Origin of the sequence: Bradyrhizobium sp. LMTR 3 (genome assembly GCF_001693485.1) — a bacterium.
Lineage (GTDB): Bacteria > Pseudomonadota > Alphaproteobacteria > Rhizobiales > Xanthobacteraceae > Bradyrhizobium.
Genome location: NZ_MAXC01000017.1, coordinates 1 through 15,452 on the forward strand (window position 1 = coordinate 1; position 15,452 = coordinate 15,452).

The window sequence follows — 15,452 nt, forward strand, 5'->3', positions numbered from 1 at the left end:
CGGACAGCCGTCTTGACGTCGGCCCGCGGAGATGTCGGCCTCCCTCGGAGATCAACGCAATGACCTAGCAACGACGACCATTGACCAAGCCCCATACAAGTATTCCAGAGACAGCAGTGATTGAACCGATATGCCGCGGCGTACTGGATCCCCGCCTGCGCGGGGATGACAGTCGTGTATTTGACGCTTTCAGCGTGCCGCCGAACTTGAGTCTAGTCGCTACCCTCTCGCCCGGCGGAATATTTCCGCGCTTGCCAAGGTCCGCCCGACAGGCCAGAAAAACTTTCGGAAAGAAGAAACGCCAACGGAGAACGATTTGACCATCAAAGGCAAAGCCTACATTGCCGGGATCTACGAGCATCCCACCCGGCACGCACCCGATAAATCAACGGCACAGTTGCACGCCGAGGTCGCCAAGGGCGCGATCGAGGATGCCGGGCTCACCAAAGCCGATATCGACGGCTATTTCTGCGCCGGTGACGCGCCCGGCGGCGCCTGGCCGATGGTCGATTATCTCGGATTGAAGGTGCGTCACGTCGATTCCACCGAGACCGGCGGCTGTTCCTATTTGATCCATCTCGGCCACGCGGCCGAAGCGATCGCGGCGGGCAAATGCTCGATCGCGTTGGTCACGCTCGCCGGCAAGCCGCGCACCGGCCCGATGCCGCCGCGCGCAGCGGGCGCTGAGGCTGATTTCGAGGCGGCCTATGGCGCCACCACCCACAATGCCTATGGCATGTGTGCCATGCGCCACATGCACGACTACGGCACCACCAGCGAGCAACTCGCCTGGATCAAGGTCGCGGCCTCCCACCACGCCCAGTACAATCCGCACGCGATGCTGAAGGAGGTCGTCACCGTCGAGGACGTCATCAACTCGCCGATGATTTCGGACCCGCTGCATCGTATGGATTGCTGCGTGGTCACCGATGGCGGCGGCGCGATGATCGTGACCACGCCGGAAATCGCCAAAAGCCTGAAGAAGCCGCTGGTGCGCCTGATCGGCCATGGCGAGGCGATGAAGGGTCCGCGCGGCGGCAAGGATCTCGATCTTACGTATTCCGCCGGTGTCTGGTCCGGCCCGCGCGCCTTCGAGGAAGCGGGCGTGACGCCAAAGGATATCAAATACGCCTCGATCTATGACAGCTTCACCATCACGGTGCTGATGCAGCTCGAAGACCTCGGCTTCTGCAAGAAGGGCGAGGGCGGCAAGTTTGTCGCCGACGGCAATTTGATCTCCGGCGTCGGCAAGCTGCCGTTCAACACCGATGGCGGTGGCCTCTGCAGCAATCACCCGGTCAACCGCGGCGGCATGACGAAAATTCTGGAAGCCGTTCGCCAATTGCGCGGCGAAGCCCATCCGAAGGTGCAAGTGCCGAATTGCGACCTCGCGATCGCCCATGGCACCGGCGGTCTTCTCGGCGTGCGTCACGCCGCCTCAACCTGCATTCTGGAGCGCGTGTGATGGCTGAAGCAAAGAAATACCCGGCGCCGGTGACCAACCCCGAGACCGCGCCGTTCTGGGAAGCGGCCAAGGCCGGCAAGTTCATGATCAAGCGCTGCACCGCTTGCGGCGAGGCGCATTACTTCCCACGCTCGATCTGCCCGTTCTGTTTTTCCGACAAAACGGAGTGGGAGGAAGCTTCCGGCGAGGCAACGGTCTACACCTATAGCCTGATGCGGAAGTCGCCGACCGGTCCATATGCGATCGCTTATGTGACGCTGAAGGAAGGTCCGTCGCTGCAGACCAACATCGTCGACTGCGATCTAACGAGCCTCAAGATCGGCCAGAAGGTGAAGCTGGTGTGGAAGCCGACCGACGGCGCCCCGCTGCCGTTCTTCACCGCGGCTTAACCTAAGAAGTACCTTCCCCCCTTGCGGGGGAAGGTGGCAGCGAAGCTGCCGGAAGAGGGGTATCTCTCCGCGCGAGAGATGTGTCTGCGGAGGCAACCCCTCTCCCAAGCGAGTTCGTGTCGACGCCGGTGCAGCCCTCTCCCGCAAGGGGAGAGGGCACAACAACGGGCGCTGGTCCATCTTACCTTCTCCCCTTGTGGGAGAAGGTGGCGCGAAGCGCCGGATGAGGGGTTCTACCCGCGGAGAACAGTGTCTGCGGCACGAACCCCTCACCCAAACGGGTTTGAGGCGCTGCCGGTGTAGCCCTCTCCCACAAGGGGAGAGGGCACAACAATGGGCGCCGCAGAAGAAGCGAATGGGGAGAGCATTCAAACATGCCGATCAACTATGAACAGCTCATGGCCCTGAAAAATCTTGGCCAGAAATACGCCTATACCGATCGCGAGGTGATGCTCTACGCCTACGGCATCGGCATGGGCGCCGATCCGATGGATGAGAGCGAACTCGCCTTCGTCAACGAGGGCACGCTTACGCCGCGCCCCTTGAAGGTCGTGCCGACCTTCGCCTCGGTGGCGGCCTGGGGCTCAAGCCCCGGCGAAATGAATCTCAACCGCGTCATGGTGGTCGACGGCGAGCGCGACATCACCTTCCACAAGCCGCTGCCGAGCGCCGCCAAGATCACGGCCGACTCCACCGTGCTCGACGTCTTCGACAAGGGCAAGGACAAGGGCGCGGTCATCCGGCACCAGACCGTGCTGAAGGACGAGAACGGTGACAAGCTGGCGACGCTCGTCGCTTCGCGTTTCGCCCGCGGCGACGGCGGTTTTGGCGGCCCGTCCGAAGGCCAGCCCGAGCCGCACCAGGTTCCGAACCGCGCGCCCGACAAGATCGTCGATATCACGACGCGGCCGGACCAGGCGCTGGTCTACCGCCTCTGCGGCGACCGCAATCCGCTGCACTCAGATCCCGAGTTTGCGAAGAAGGCCGGTTTTCCGCGGCCGATCCTGCACGGCATGTGCACCTACGGCATCACCTGCCGGGGCGTGCTGCAGACCTACGCCGATTACGATCCGTCCGCCTTCAAGCAGCACGTCGCGCGCTTTTCCTCGCCGGTCTATCCCGGCGAGACCGTAACGATGGAGATGTGGAAGGACGGCAACATCATCTCGTTCGAAGCCAAGGTGAAGGCGAGGGGCGTCACCGTGATCAAGAGCGGCAAGACGGTGCTGGGTTAGGTCAATCGTCATTCCGGGGCGATGCGTTAGCATCGAACCCGGAATCTCGAGATTCCGGGTCTGGTCCTTCGGACCATCCCGGAATGACGGAAGAACGCAAGGGAGAAAAACACCATGGGATTGCTCGACGGCAAAGTTGCCATCATCACCGGTGCAGGCGGCGGGCTCGGTGAGGCCTACGCCAGACTGTTCGCACGCGAGGGTGCGGCGATCGTGGTCAACGACCTCGGCGGTCCCCGCGACGGTTCCGGCGCCGACGTCTCCATGGCGCAGAAGGTCGTCAACGCCATCAAGGAAGAGGGCGGCCGCGCCGTCGCCAATGGCGCCGACATCTCGACCATGGCCGGCGGGCAATCGGTGTTCGACGACGCCATCAGGAATTTCGGCCGCGCCGACATCCTGGTCAACAATGCCGGCATCCTGCTCGATGAGACCTTTGCCAAGGCCAAGGAGGCCAATTGGGACAAGGTGATCAGGGTGCACCTCAAGGGCACCTTCTGCTGCACCCAGCCGGTGTTCAAATGGATGCGCGAGAACGGTGGCGGCGTCATCGTCAACACCTCCTCGACCTCGGGCCTGATCGGGAATTTCGGCCAGACCAATTACGGCGCCGCCAAGGGCGGTATCTGGGGACTGTCAAACGTGCTGGCGATCGAAGGCCGCAAGTACAACATCCGGATCTGGACCTTGGCCCCGGGCGCGCTGACCCGCATGACCGCAGACCTGCCGCGCTATAAGGAGAACCCCGGCGCCGCGCTCGGCCCGGACGGCATCGCGCCGGCCGTGCTATACATGGTCAGCGATTTGTCGGGCGACCAGACCGGCAAGGTGCTCGGCGTCTCCGGCCCGCGCGGGGTTCGCGAGATGCGGATGATGGAAATGGAAGGCTGGAAGCCGCCGTTCACGGGCTGGAAGGCCGAGGACATCGTGACCCACGCCAAGGAGATCTTCTTCTCCGAGGAGCAGATCAAGATGGGCGCACGAAGGTTTTGAGCTAGAACGTCATTCCGGGATGGTCCGAAGGACCAGACCCGGAATCTCGAGATTCCGGGTTCGATGCTGCGCATCGCCCCGGAATGACGATAGAGAGGATAGAGGCACTCGATGACAAAACTCACCGCCCAGGCCGCCGGCACCTTTGCAATCGCGCCGACGCCGTTCCACGATGACGGCCGGATCGACGAGAAATCCATCGACGGCCTGACCGACTTCTACGCCGAAGTCGGCTGCGACGGCGTCACCGTGCTCGGCATTTTGGGTGAGGCGCCAAAGCTCGATGCGGCCGAAGCCGAGCAGGTGGCGATCCGCTTCGTCAAGCGCGCCAAGAACATGCAGATCATTGTCGGCGTCTCGGCGCCGGGTTTTGCCTCGATGCGTTCGCTGGCGAAGGCGTCGATGGATGCCGGCGCTGCCGGCGTGATGATCGCGCCGCCGCCGCATTTGCGCACCGACGATCAGATCACGGGCTATTTCAAGCAGGCGCAGGAAGCGATCGGCGACGACATTCCCTGGGTGCTGCAGGACTATCCGCTGACGCTCAACGTCATCTTCACGCCCGCCGTGATCCGCAAAATCGTGATGGATAGCCCGTCCTGCGTGATGCTCAAGCACGAGGACTGGCCGGGCCTGGAGAAGATCTCCACGCTCCGTAATTTCCAGAAGGACGGCTCGCTGCGGCCGCTGTCGATCCTGGTCGGCAATGGCGGACTGTTCCTCGACTTCGAAATGGAGCGCGGCGCCGACGGCGCCATGACCGGCTACGCTTTCCCGGAACTGTTGATCGACGTCGTGAAGCTGTCCAAAGCCGGCAAGCGCGACGCCGCGCACGATCTGTTCGATGCGCACCTGCCGCTGATCCGCTACGAGCAGCAGCCCGGCGCGGGCCTGTCGGTGCGCAAATACGTCCTGCAGAAGCGCGGTATCATCTCCTCCAGCGCGCAACGCAAGCCCGGCGCGACGATTACGGTGACGGCAAAGGCCGAAGTCGACTATCTGCTGTCGCGGGTGGCGCGCGTCGACCGCCGCGCCAACCTGCAACCGCAATCCAGCGCCGCGGGTTAGTCACATGGCAGAGGCCGTCGCCCCGCGTCCTGCGTCCACCATCCTGCTGCTGCGCGACAGCGCGGAGCGTGAGGAAATCGAGGTCTTCATGATGGTTCGCCATTATGAGATCGATTTCAATTCCGGTGCGCTGGTATTTCCAGGCGGCAGTGTCGACAAGGACGACAAGGAAATCATCGCGCGGCCCGAACTCTATTCGGGCGGCGAGGGGTTCGATGAGGCGACCTTGAGCTTCCGGATTGCCGCGATCCGCGAAACGTTTGAGGAAAGCGGCATCCTGCTGGCGCGGCCGAAGGGGGCGACGGCGCTGGTGGATGCCAAGCGCGCCAGCGAGATCGAGGCGGCACATCGCGCCGACCTCTGCGACAGCAAGATCAGCTTCCTCCAGGTGCTGGCCGACAACGGCATGGTGCTGGCGCTCGACGAGCTCGTCCCTTACGCGCACTGGATCACGCCGGAGGGCATGCCCAAGCGGTTCGACACCTGGTTCTTCCTTGCCGCCGCGCCACCGGAACAGGTCGGCGCCCATGACGGCAAAGAATCCACGGACTCGATCTGGGTGTCGCCGCGCGAGGCGCTGGAGGGCGGCGAGAGCGGGCGCTTCAAGCTGCCGTTCCCGACCACCCGCAACCTGATCAAGCTCGGCAAGCAGGCTGGCGTGAAGGCGGCGCTCGACGACAGCCGCGGCAAATCGGTCGTCACCGTGACACCGGTGATGACCAGGAACAATGGCGGCCGCCAGCTCCGCATCCCGCTCGAAGCCGGCTATGACGGCGACGTGTTCGAGGTCGGCTCCGTCGGCTGACGGTCCCAAATCGCCTCGGTATCCGTGGGCGGTCCTGACGGCCGTCCCCATCGGGAAAGGTTAACGGCCATTCGCCTCGGCTGGCGCCGCCTCTTTAGGGTCCGGATGGCGAATCCGGCCGATTCCGGCATGTTCCCTACGGCCCGAAATACATCGTATATTGCGCCCGATTGGAGCCCGGCCCCGACCCACATGACCGCTGAAACGCCGCCGAATTCGCCGCCGCGATCGTTCTCGCTTTCGATCGGCCAACTGACATTCGGCAGCTTCATGCTGGTGCTGGCGGTGATCATCATCACCTCGACCGCCAGCGTCATCGCCATCCGCCACATCGATTCGACCTTTGCCGAGTTGCAGCGGCTGCAGAGCGTCGGCGACCTGGCCGAGGATATCGACCGCCGCATGAACGAATTGCGGCTTGCGGCGCGGGATTTCGTCACCGATCGCGGCAACCAGTCGCTCCAGGTTGGCGAAGCCGCCAACGCGCTCGGCGAGATCCTGAAGAAGACGCGGCTGGAGCTCGCGCCAGAACAGCAGGACATGATCGACGGCGTCACCGAGCGCCTGGCGACCTACCGCACCGGCATCGAGCGGATTTCCGCGCTGATCAACCGCCGCGCCGAGATGATCGTCACGTTGCCGCCCTTGCGCGAGCAATTCGATACGGCGATCTCCGAGGCATCAGATCCCCACCTTGCGATGGCCCTGGCTCAGACCCAGAGCCGGATCGCTTCGGCGTTGCTGGCGCATAACCCTTCGGCGGCTGAACAGGCTGCGGAAAGCATGCGCTCGATGACGATCGCGGACTCAAAGCTGCGCGCGATCGTCGACGATTATGCGCTGGCGATCGTCAACATATCGATCCGGGAACGGCAGATATCCGACATCGACAGGGAAGTGCTCGGTGCGGAGGGCCGGCTGATCCAGCGCGTCACCGAATTGTTGCGCGACGTCAGCGAGCGGCGGGGGCGCGTCCTCTCACGCGATTTTGCGAGGACCCTGACGGAGGCGAAATGGCAGAGCATCGTTCTCGGCACTGCCGGCGTCCTGATCGGACTGTTTGCGTCGCTGCTGGTGGTTCGGCGCACCGTGCGTCCGCTTGCCGCAATCGCAGGCTCGATCCGCGCGGTGGCCGGCGGCGAGAAGAACGCCTCGATCCCGGCGACCGACGTGGACAACGAGATCGGCGACATCGCCCGCGCGGCCGAAGTATTCCGGCAAACGCTGGTCGATGCCGACACCGCACGCGAGGCGGCGGTGCGTGCGCTCGCCGAACAGCGGCTTGCGGAGGAAAGCTACCGCAAGCTGTTCGAGTCCTCGGTCGACGGAATTTACGTCACGACGCCCGGCGGCGCGCTGCTGAACGCCAACCCGGCGCTGGCGCGGATGATGGGCTATGCCACGCCGCAGGATCTGATTAAGGGCATCGGCGACATCGCGGATACCGTTTACGTCCATCCCGAGGCGCGGGCGGAATACGAGCGGCTGATGCAGCGCGACGGCATGGTGCGTGAATACGAGTACCAGGTTCGCACGTGCAATGGCTCGGTGCTGTGGCTGTCCGACAGCGCGAGCGCCGTGCACAACGAGGCCGGCATTGTCGTCCGCTACGAAGGAACGGTGCGCGACATCACCGACCAGAAGCGGGCCGAGGATGCGATCGCCGAAGGCCGCCGCCTGCTGCAAATGGTGATCGACACCGTGCCTGCGGTCATCAACGTCAAGGACAAGCAGCTCCGCTACGTCCTGATGAACCGCTATATGGCCGGCATTTTCGGGGTCGAGCCGGGGTATGCGATCGGCCGCACCACCGCCGAGTTGATGTCGCGCTACGGCGCGGAAAAGACCGACGAGCCCGACAAGCGGGTGCTGGCGGTCGGCAAGGAACTCGGCTTCTACGAGGAAGAATACAAGGACGCGTCCGGCCATATGCGGCAATGGCTGGTCAACAAGCTGCCGATCCTGGATGCGGCCGGCGAGATCGAGAACATCGTGACGGTTGCGCTCGACATCGGGGAGCGCAAGCGCGTCGAATCCGAGATGCGCAAGGCCAAGGATGCGGCGGAGGGAGCGCTACGGAACCTGCGTGAGACGCAGAATTCGCTGATCGAGGCGGAAAAGCTAGCCGCGTTGGGACGGCTGGTGGCCGGCGTAGCCCACGAGGTCAACAATCCCGTCGGTATCAGCCTGACGGTGGCGTCCGCGCTGGAGCGAAAGACGTCGAACTTTGCAGCGGAGGTCGCCCGCGGCGAGTTGCGGCGTTCCAGCCTGAACGATTTTCTCGACACCAGCCGCAGTGCCTCCTCGCAACTGGTCGCCAATCTCAACCGCGCCGCCGAGTTGATCCAGTCGTTCAAGCAGGTGGCCGCCGATCGCAATTATTCGGACCAGCGTACCTTCGATCTCGGCGATCTCACCGAGCAGGTGGTGATGTCGTTGCGGCCCGGCCTGCGTAAGCACAATCTGACGCTCAACGTCGAGTGCCAGCCCAACCTGATGATGAACAGCTATCCGGGGCCGTACGGACAGGTGCTTACCAACCTGTTCCTCAATTCGGTGGCGCATGCCTTCCCGGACGGCAAACCGGGCACGGTCGATATCCAGGTGCGGGAGTCCGGCAAGGACAATGTCGAGATCATCTTTTCAGATAACGGCATCGGCATGAGCCTCGATGTTCGCCGCCGCGCCTTCGATCCGTTCTTCACCACGCGGCGCGATCAGGGCGGCACCGGGCTCGGCCTGCACATCGTCTACAGCATCGTGACGACCCGGCTCGGCGGCCGGCTCGACCTCGATTCCGAGCCGGGCGGCGGCACGCGCATTCAAATGATCCTGCCGCGCACGGCGCCGCTGGAGCAGGCGGCTGAATAGGCGCTAATTGATATCAGCCAATTTGTGCAATGTGGCGCCGAAGATCTGGCTCGCTTTGCCGACGAGCGCGGTTCCATTCATGCTGCCGCGGGTGTCGGTAAAGGTTCCGGATACGCCGATGCCGACCGGGGCGGGGCCGCCGAACAGCGGATTGTCGTTGTCGCGCGGGGTGGTGTGACGCTGCACCAGGACCTCGCCCTTGAAGGTGTCGCCCTTCACGGTGTAGCTGCCGGTATAAAACAGATAAGCGTCGCCGCCGAGAATCTGGCCGTCCCGGAACAGAATAACGCCGCTGCCCTTGCCGACGCGCCCATCCAGCAGGGTGACGTGGATCGAATAGAGCCCGTTCTTCATGGCGTCCCAAATGCCGGCCGCCGCGCCCACGGAAGCCGGCAATTAATTATGCCAAAGCGTGGCCCACAGCGTCAACGCGTCAGGTTGTCTGCCAATTCCCGTACAGGAAGCAAACCCGCAGCGTACCGCCCCGGCGTGACGCGAGGGTGACGGGCGCTGAACCGAATCAAGTTGGCCCGTGAAATGCATAGTGTTCTTCGGCACCGGCCGGTGGGTGCAGGAGCAGAGAAACAGGGTGACCAACTGGATCAATTCCGGCGGCCACGTTGCGCGCCGACACACAGAAAAAAACTTCCGTGAAACTACGGCCCGTCATCGCGTGGGCCGCTGGAAAAAGCCGCTGATGATCGGCAGCGTGTTGCTGATGTTGCCGCTGGCCTCGGCTCCCGGCGAAGCCCGCGATCCGGACGGCCGTTATGCCAACTCACCGCTGAAGCAGTGGTTCGACAGCCTAAGGAGCGGAAAGGGACCGTGCTGTTCCGACGCAGACGGCAGCGCGGTCAGCGACGTGGATTGGGAATCAAAAGGCGGGCACTACCGCGTTCGCATCGACGGCGATTGGTACGACGTGCCTGAAGATGCCGTCATCACCGAGCCGAACCGGGCAGGGCGAACCATGGTCTGGCCGATCCGCGGCTATCAGGGATTGAGCATTCGCTGCTTCATGCCGGGATCGATGACGTAACGCGCGAGCACCGGCCCGACCACGACTGTCGTACTCCGCGAAAGCGGAGTATCCAGTACGCCGTGGCCTCTTGGTTTTGTCTGGTGCCTCTGGAGCCTGTCATCGGGCTCGCCGAAGGCGATACCCGGTAGCGGGTGACGACAGTTTCAAAGACATGCTCGCCGGCGCGTCAGGCGTACTTCTTGTCGCGTTCGAGCAGTTCGATCGAGATGCCCTGCGGCCCACGGATGAAGCAGATGCGAACGCCAGGACGTATGGTGGTCGGTTCCTTCGTGAACTCGACGCCCTTGGCCTTGATCTCGGCGGCGACCGCGTCGATGTCTTTCACCGTCAGGCCGAAATGGTCGAGCCCCTGATAGGGCGTCACCGGCGGCGGGTTGACGCTGTCGCTGGCGGCAACGGGAGCGATGAACACATTGGCGCCGCCGAGTTTGACGTCGATCCGCCCCGGTGCACGGACGATCTCGCCGCCCAGAATGTCTTCCAGCCAGGCGGCAGTCGCTTCGGGATCGGGGCTGCGCAAATGCACATGGTCCCAGGTAACGGTCGGCATCTCGATCGGTCTCCCCACTATTGTTGTTGCGGCGCTGAAGGGTGGTTGCGACGCGGCGGCCGATGAAGCCGCCAGTCAATCCACAGCCCTATCCTGCAAGCCTTGCACCGCCGCCGCAATATTGTCGAGGTGGCATGAAACCATTTCTGCGCTGGATGATTGTTGACGGGCGGCGGGATCCGTATAGCGGCGGTCGTGACAGAAGCCGTACGGGAAAACGCCCGTATGGCTTTTTTCATGCGCGGCACGGCAATCGCCGACGCTGCCGGGTGAGGGCGAGGGTATGAGAATCGCCGGCTGGTCGTTCGGAAAGTTCGAAGCGCGGCTTGCCGTGCTGCCGGCCATCGCTGTCGTTGGATGCGTCGTATGGTTGATGCTCCCGCAAGCGAGCGATGCCGAAAGCCGTTCAGCGGCGATGCCGTCTGAAGTTGCCGGCGTCACGCAAGGCACGGATGATCCGGCCGCGACTCAGGCGACCATGCCGAGCCCGGGGCCGTTAGCTTCCACCGATCCCAACCAGGCGGTTGGCGCTGCGGTGCCTCTCGACATCGCGCCGCCAGAGACGATTGTCCCTGCCACGTCGCCGCTCGACGGCCTGAAAATCATCTCGCAGTCATGGCGAAGGGGCGGGCTTGGCTCGAAAGCGCTGGTGACCTTCACGCTTCGCAATACCAATGACTACGCGGTGAGGGATATCGAGATCGCCTGCAATTTCATCCGACGGGACGGCAGCCATCTGACCGCCCGCAGGCGGATCATTCCCGATACCGTGAACATGAAGAGCCGGAAACGATACGCACGCATGCTGGTCGGGTTCGTCAACGTCAACGCGAATAAGGCGAAATGTACACTGGTGACGGCCAGCCGCGTTTAACCCTGTGCGGCCGAACTCGCCTTTCATCTCCAAAATGTGACCTGCGCCTTTGAACCTTGCAAGTTGAGCAGGAACTAAACGCTATATGGCCCGTTGGGCGATTAAACCGTGCGCCGTTCGCGCGGGGGAGCAAGACCAATGCCTGTGGCGCGTTATTTCCTGTTTGTCGGCGGAGTGCTGCTCGCGCTGTTGGTGGCGATCGATGCGTTTGTCCCAGAACAGGCGGTCGTGGCCAGCCAGGGCGTTTCCCAGGCCGATTCTTCGGTCGACAAGACCGTAGTGCGCATTCGTTCCGACCAGAAGCTGCCGGAGCGGGTGGTCTTTGACACCAGCCTTCCGACCGTTGTTCCGCCGCCGGCCATGACCGCCCAAGCCGCTGCGCCGCCAGCGCCCGCCGCAGCCCCTGCCTCGGCTGACGCCGCTCAGGCCCGTACGCGGGAGACGTTTGCCCAGTACGTCCCGGCGGAGGCGAAGAAGCCGGAGCCGCCGGTCCAGCGCAAGCGCAAGGTGGCAAGAACCCGTCCGCCGACGCAGTTCGCGCAGCCGCCACAAATGCGGGTCGCGCAGCAGTCACAATTTGGCTTCTTCGGTGGTCCGAGTTGGAACACCTGGTAAGCGCCCCACCTGACTAGCGCGGTAGCTTCGGAATCTTGTCCGCAAAACCATTATAGCAGGTCAACCGCTCGTCTTCCTCCTTGACGAACCGGCAGTCATTGACGCCCTTCGCTGCCGCCGCCTTCGCTTTGGGCTGCGGCGCATAAATGGCGTCGTAGCAATTCAGGCGTTCCTTGGTCGCGTCGTCGATGTCCTGGCAGGCCTGCAACTTTTGGGCGACCGACAAAGGTTTTTCTTTCTTGCCCGCCGTCGGATTCTTCTCCCCGACCACAACCAGCGGTTTGCCGCCGATGGTGGGAGGGTTGGCCGGGGCGGCCGGGGTACTCGTCCCCTGAGCCAGCGCCGCCGCCGGATACAGGATCGCCAGCGTCAGGATGATCTTTCTCATATCGAAATTCCGAATAGCCGTAAGCTGAACCAGCGCCGCTGGGAGACCACAACTCCCGACCCTCGGAATCGAAAATCCCGCCGGGCGCCTGCGTTCTCTAGCATCATCCCCGAGCGTCTGTCTAACCCGTTGATTTAATAGCCATTCAATTGAGCCTACGACAGTTCGGAGGGGGCAGCCAAACCCTGACGCCCGTTGCAGGTGCGCTACGGACGCTGCATTGGCGTCGTCCATGGCGAGGCGGCCGCTACCGAACCGAGCGATTGCAGAAGGGCTACGTCGGCCACATTGCGCAACGCTGTGGCCATTCGATCGAGAATGGCAGCGGACCTGCGCGCATCCTGATCGGATTCAATGCAGCCATCTACGAGACCATGGAACGGTCGCTATGGATCGCGGCAAGTCCCAAGGATGTCCTCGCCACAAATTTCGGCCAGCCGGCGGAACTATTCGGAAAATTCCCCGGCCGCAACGTGGCTATCGCCGCAAAGGATGGGCCCCCTTGAAGTGCGCACGCGCTGTGCATTCTTGAGAACGTGCGAACAATCTCATCAGCGGGGTCAGGCGCAGACCTAGCGCAGGCGATAGGCGTCAAATGCGTGGGCCAGGAATATGCCGATGCTGACGAAGACGAGGAACGCCGTCACGACCTCGGTCATGGCCGTCCTCCCTGAATTGCCATGCCCATAAGGGCGCGCTTCAGAAATTCGCGGTAGATGAGGTTGAGGACCGATACCAACATGATCTAACCCCTTGTTTGATGGTGGGACCCTAGCGGCTCTTTGTTTCCGGAGCGCTTCGCGGCGGAGTAGAATGGTTTCGTCGCGCCGGCTCGCGATCACAGAATCGCGACGGAACCGGAACCACCCAAAACAAACCGCGTCGGCGATCGGCCCGCCCTTTTCTCGCCATCCTAATTCAGGAGACGTGCGGGGCGGTGCTACGGGGCAATGTTCCCAAAGGTCCTACGTGATCATCCGACATTTGCAGCAAAACGAGACTTTTAGGTCGCGCCGCGCGTTCCTGCGCGGAATTGTGTCTTCGGCCAGCGCGCTTGCGCTCGGCGGCTGCGCCAGCCTTGGCGCAACGGGCGCGCGTTACGACGCTTCGTCGCTCTCGGTGGAGCCGACGTTGCTGGTCGCAACCACGCGCAAGCCGGTGAGCGGCGGGCGTGCGAAACCGTGGTTCGGGCCGGAGCGGGCTTCGAAGATGATCGTGGCACGGGCAAAGCTGGTGCCGCCCGGCGAGAATCGTTTCTCCCTCGCCGCAGCCGGACTTGGCGATTGGCGTCTCGATACGGTCGAGCCGGTATCGGGAGAGGTCGGTGATCTTCTCGGGCAAACCAGCGGCGGCTCGGACGTGCTGATCTACGTGCACGGCTTCAAACAGACGTTCGAGACGGCGGCGCTCGATGCCGCGCACCTCGCTGATGGCGTTCGATTCCGCGGCCAGACAATGGTCTTCTCTTGGCCGTCCAAGGCCGGACTGTTCGACTATGCATATGACCGCGACAGTGCGATGTACTCCCGCGATGCCTTCGAGCGCGTGCTGCATTCCCTCGCCACCGCCCCGAGCGTCGGCCGCGTTCATATCGTCGCGCACAGCATGGGGACCATGCTGACCCTCGAAGGGCTACGTCAGCTCTATGCGCGATATGGCGACAGCGTCGCCGGCAAGATCGGGGCCGTGGTATTCGCCTCACCGGACATCGATATGGATGTGTTCACTTCGGCGACCCAGAATATCGGACCACTCACCCGCAAGATTACCGTCGTCGCCTCGACGAATGATCGCGCGCTTGCGTTGTCGGGACGATTGGCCGGCGGGATGACTCGGGTCGGCGCCGCCGAGAAGGCCACTATCGAGCAGCTCGGCGTGCGCGTCATCGATGCGTCCGATTCTGGCTGGGGCATCATCAACCACGATCTGTTTCTATCCAATGCCGAGGTACGGAAGGTGATACGCCGCTCGATCGATACCTCGGCCGCGTGAGTTCGCCTTCAGCGCGACGGCATCGCACGGCAACATAACATGATGGCGCCCGTCCATCGCCGGCAAAGGGTCACCACAACGTCACGGTGTCGTCACCCATAATCTCGCCAAATTGACGGAACAATTATTCGTGGCCGGCACGGTGGTGCCCGGTCTTGCCTCGAACTGCTCAACGCTTGAATTGCTCAACGTCCGCAACGCCGACCGGTTGTCGGCGCGCGATGCTTTGCGAATCTATCGGGGAGACCTTGGCGACAGCGGGCTTTGCCGGCGATCCAATTGTTCAGTTGTTACAGAGGAAATAAAAATCATGCGTCAAGCAACATCGAATGCCGGGGCAGGTTCGAGCGCGAACCATCGACAGGTGCTATCACTCGCGGCGGGCGTCGCCTTGCTCGCGGGCGTCACGACGGCTCACGCGCAGAGCACGGGCATCGCCTCCTGCGACGACTTCCTGACCAAGTACGACGCCTGCGTCGTCTCCAAGGTCCCTGAGGCACAGCGCGCGATGTACAAGACGCAGATCGACCAGACGCGCAAGGCGTGGGTCGACATGGCCAAGAATCCGTCGACGAAAGCAACCATGGACGCGACCTGCAAGCAGACCCTGGACGCGACGAAGGCATCGCTCACGGCCTATGGCTGCTCGTTCTGATCGGCGCCTGCGCCGCTGAAGAGGAATGGCGCCGGATAGGCGCCATTCCCTGACGGCGGCGGGACCAGACGGGAGCGGCCGACGATGCCGGCGAGGCGCTCTTTCGGAGTTTGGCCAAAGGGACGTGGGTAGCGCCGGCACGCGATTCACCATCGAGCGGCGCGTCTTCAAGGCGCGGTCTGCAAACTTCTTCTTGTCTGTTAACCACCTGTTAACCATAACGCCCCCAGCATTGTCGCTTCACAGAGAGTCGCCAAGGACCGTAATCCGAAGGCGCGATTGACCGTTCATCTTGGGGACGAGCAAGAGGCTCGGGGGGCTCCAAGGAGTAACGTCATGTCATCATCTGGCGTACGCCTGCTGTCCGATTTCGTCCCGGCGATTTTCGGCGCACTTGGTTTGGGTATTCCGATCGCGGTTGCGATCATCTGGATTTGTTCCTGATCGCGGCATGTCGCTTGTCTTCGAGGTCCATGCGGGGCTCGGCGTGCCCCGTCAGGCTCGAAGTGG

Annotated in this window: 16 protein-coding genes; 13 read left to right on the forward strand and 3 right to left on the reverse strand. The window is 63.0% G+C overall.

The annotated features are described in order from the left end of the window. Nucleotides 1–316 precede the first annotated feature (316 nt). From LMTR3_RS15820 to LMTR3_RS15850, 7 genes are all read left to right on the forward strand, one after another. Nucleotides 317–1,465, forward strand: a complete 1,149-nt coding sequence (locus tag LMTR3_RS15820; RefSeq protein WP_065728879.1) for a thiolase family protein — start codon at nt 317–319, stop codon at nt 1,463–1,465. Then, the gene (locus tag LMTR3_RS15825; RefSeq protein WP_065746022.1) at nt 1,465–1,854 is read left to right on the forward strand and encodes a Zn-ribbon domain-containing OB-fold protein; all 390 of its coding nucleotides are present in this window, start codon (nt 1,465–1,467) and stop codon (nt 1,852–1,854) included. The genes LMTR3_RS15820 and LMTR3_RS15825 overlap by 1 nt, the downstream gene beginning before the upstream one ends. Nucleotides 1,855–2,228: 374 nt before the next feature. After that, nucleotides 2,229–3,089 (forward strand): MaoC/PaaZ C-terminal domain-containing protein, encoded by an 861-nt coding sequence (locus tag LMTR3_RS15830; protein ID WP_065746023.1) that lies wholly within the window; start codon nt 2,229–2,231, stop codon nt 3,087–3,089. 114 nt (nt 3,090–3,203) lie between these two features. Further along, nucleotides 3,204–4,082 carry an SDR family oxidoreductase gene (locus LMTR3_RS15835; RefSeq protein WP_065746024.1) on the forward strand — a complete coding sequence of 293 codons (879 nt, stop codon included), beginning with the start codon at nt 3,204–3,206 and terminating at the stop codon, nt 4,080–4,082. Nucleotides 4,083–4,193: 111 nt separating this feature from the next. Next, nucleotides 4,194–5,150, forward strand: a complete 957-nt coding sequence (locus LMTR3_RS15840; RefSeq protein WP_065746025.1) for a dihydrodipicolinate synthase family protein — start codon at nt 4,194–4,196, stop codon at nt 5,148–5,150. Nucleotides 5,151–5,154: 4 nt separating this feature from the next. Beyond that, nucleotides 5,155–5,955 carry an NUDIX hydrolase gene (locus LMTR3_RS15845; protein WP_065746026.1) on the forward strand — a complete coding sequence of 267 codons (801 nt, stop codon included), beginning with the start codon at nt 5,155–5,157 and terminating at the stop codon, nt 5,953–5,955. Nucleotides 5,956–6,147: 192 nt separating this feature from the next. Then, nucleotides 6,148–8,826, forward strand: a complete 2,679-nt coding sequence (locus LMTR3_RS15850; protein WP_065746082.1) for a PAS domain S-box protein — start codon at nt 6,148–6,150, stop codon at nt 8,824–8,826. A gap of 3 nt (nt 8,827–8,829) precedes the next feature. On the opposite strand, the gene LMTR3_RS15855 is transcribed toward LMTR3_RS15850, so the two are convergent. Continuing rightward, nucleotides 8,830–9,180 (reverse strand): GrlR family regulatory protein, encoded by a 351-nt coding sequence (locus LMTR3_RS15855; protein WP_065746083.1) that lies wholly within the window; start codon nt 9,178–9,180, stop codon nt 8,830–8,832. A gap of 235 nt (nt 9,181–9,415) precedes the next feature. Here LMTR3_RS15855 and LMTR3_RS15860 point away from each other — a divergent pair, with 235 nt between their 5' ends. Then, on the forward strand, nt 9,416–9,865 hold the full coding sequence (locus LMTR3_RS15860) for a hypothetical protein (protein WP_065746084.1): 450 nt from the start codon (nt 9,416–9,418) through the stop codon (nt 9,863–9,865). Nucleotides 9,866–10,034: 169 nt separating this feature from the next. Here the strand turns inward: LMTR3_RS15860 and LMTR3_RS15865 are convergent, their stop codons facing one another. After that, the gene (locus LMTR3_RS15865; protein WP_065746027.1) at nt 10,035–10,418 is read right to left on the reverse strand and encodes a VOC family protein; all 384 of its coding nucleotides are present in this window, start codon (nt 10,416–10,418) and stop codon (nt 10,035–10,037) included. A 283-nt stretch (nt 10,419–10,701) separates the two neighbouring features. Between LMTR3_RS15865 and LMTR3_RS39265 the strand changes: the two genes are divergently transcribed. Continuing rightward, nucleotides 10,702–11,292 carry a hypothetical protein gene (locus LMTR3_RS39265; RefSeq protein WP_065746028.1) on the forward strand — a complete coding sequence of 197 codons (591 nt, stop codon included), beginning with the start codon at nt 10,702–10,704 and terminating at the stop codon, nt 11,290–11,292. Nucleotides 11,293–11,430: 138 nt separating this feature from the next. After that, entirely contained in the window at nt 11,431–11,907 is a 477-nt protein-coding gene (locus LMTR3_RS15875; protein WP_065746029.1) for a hypothetical protein, read from the forward strand. Between the two features lie 13 nt (nt 11,908–11,920). Here LMTR3_RS15875 and LMTR3_RS15880 read toward each other — a convergent pair whose 3' ends face one another. After that, nucleotides 11,921–12,295 (reverse strand): hypothetical protein, encoded by a 375-nt coding sequence (locus LMTR3_RS15880; protein ID WP_065746030.1) that lies wholly within the window; start codon nt 12,293–12,295, stop codon nt 11,921–11,923. 263 nt (nt 12,296–12,558) lie between these two features. Here LMTR3_RS15880 and LMTR3_RS15885 point away from each other — a divergent pair, with 263 nt between their 5' ends. From LMTR3_RS15885 to LMTR3_RS15895, 3 genes are all read left to right on the forward strand, one after another. Then, complete coding sequence (locus LMTR3_RS15885; RefSeq protein WP_065746031.1) at nt 12,559–12,801, forward strand: cupin domain-containing protein; 243 nt, start codon at nt 12,559–12,561, stop codon at nt 12,799–12,801. 529 nt (nt 12,802–13,330) lie between these two features. After that, entirely contained in the window at nt 13,331–14,287 is a 957-nt protein-coding gene (locus LMTR3_RS15890) for an alpha/beta hydrolase (RefSeq protein ID WP_065746085.1), read from the forward strand. Between the two features lie 130 nt (nt 14,288–14,417). Further along, nucleotides 14,418–14,942 carry a hypothetical protein gene (locus LMTR3_RS15895; protein WP_141686644.1) on the forward strand — a complete coding sequence of 175 codons (525 nt, stop codon included), beginning with the start codon at nt 14,418–14,420 and terminating at the stop codon, nt 14,940–14,942. The last annotated feature ends 510 nt before the right edge of the window (nt 14,943–15,452 follow it).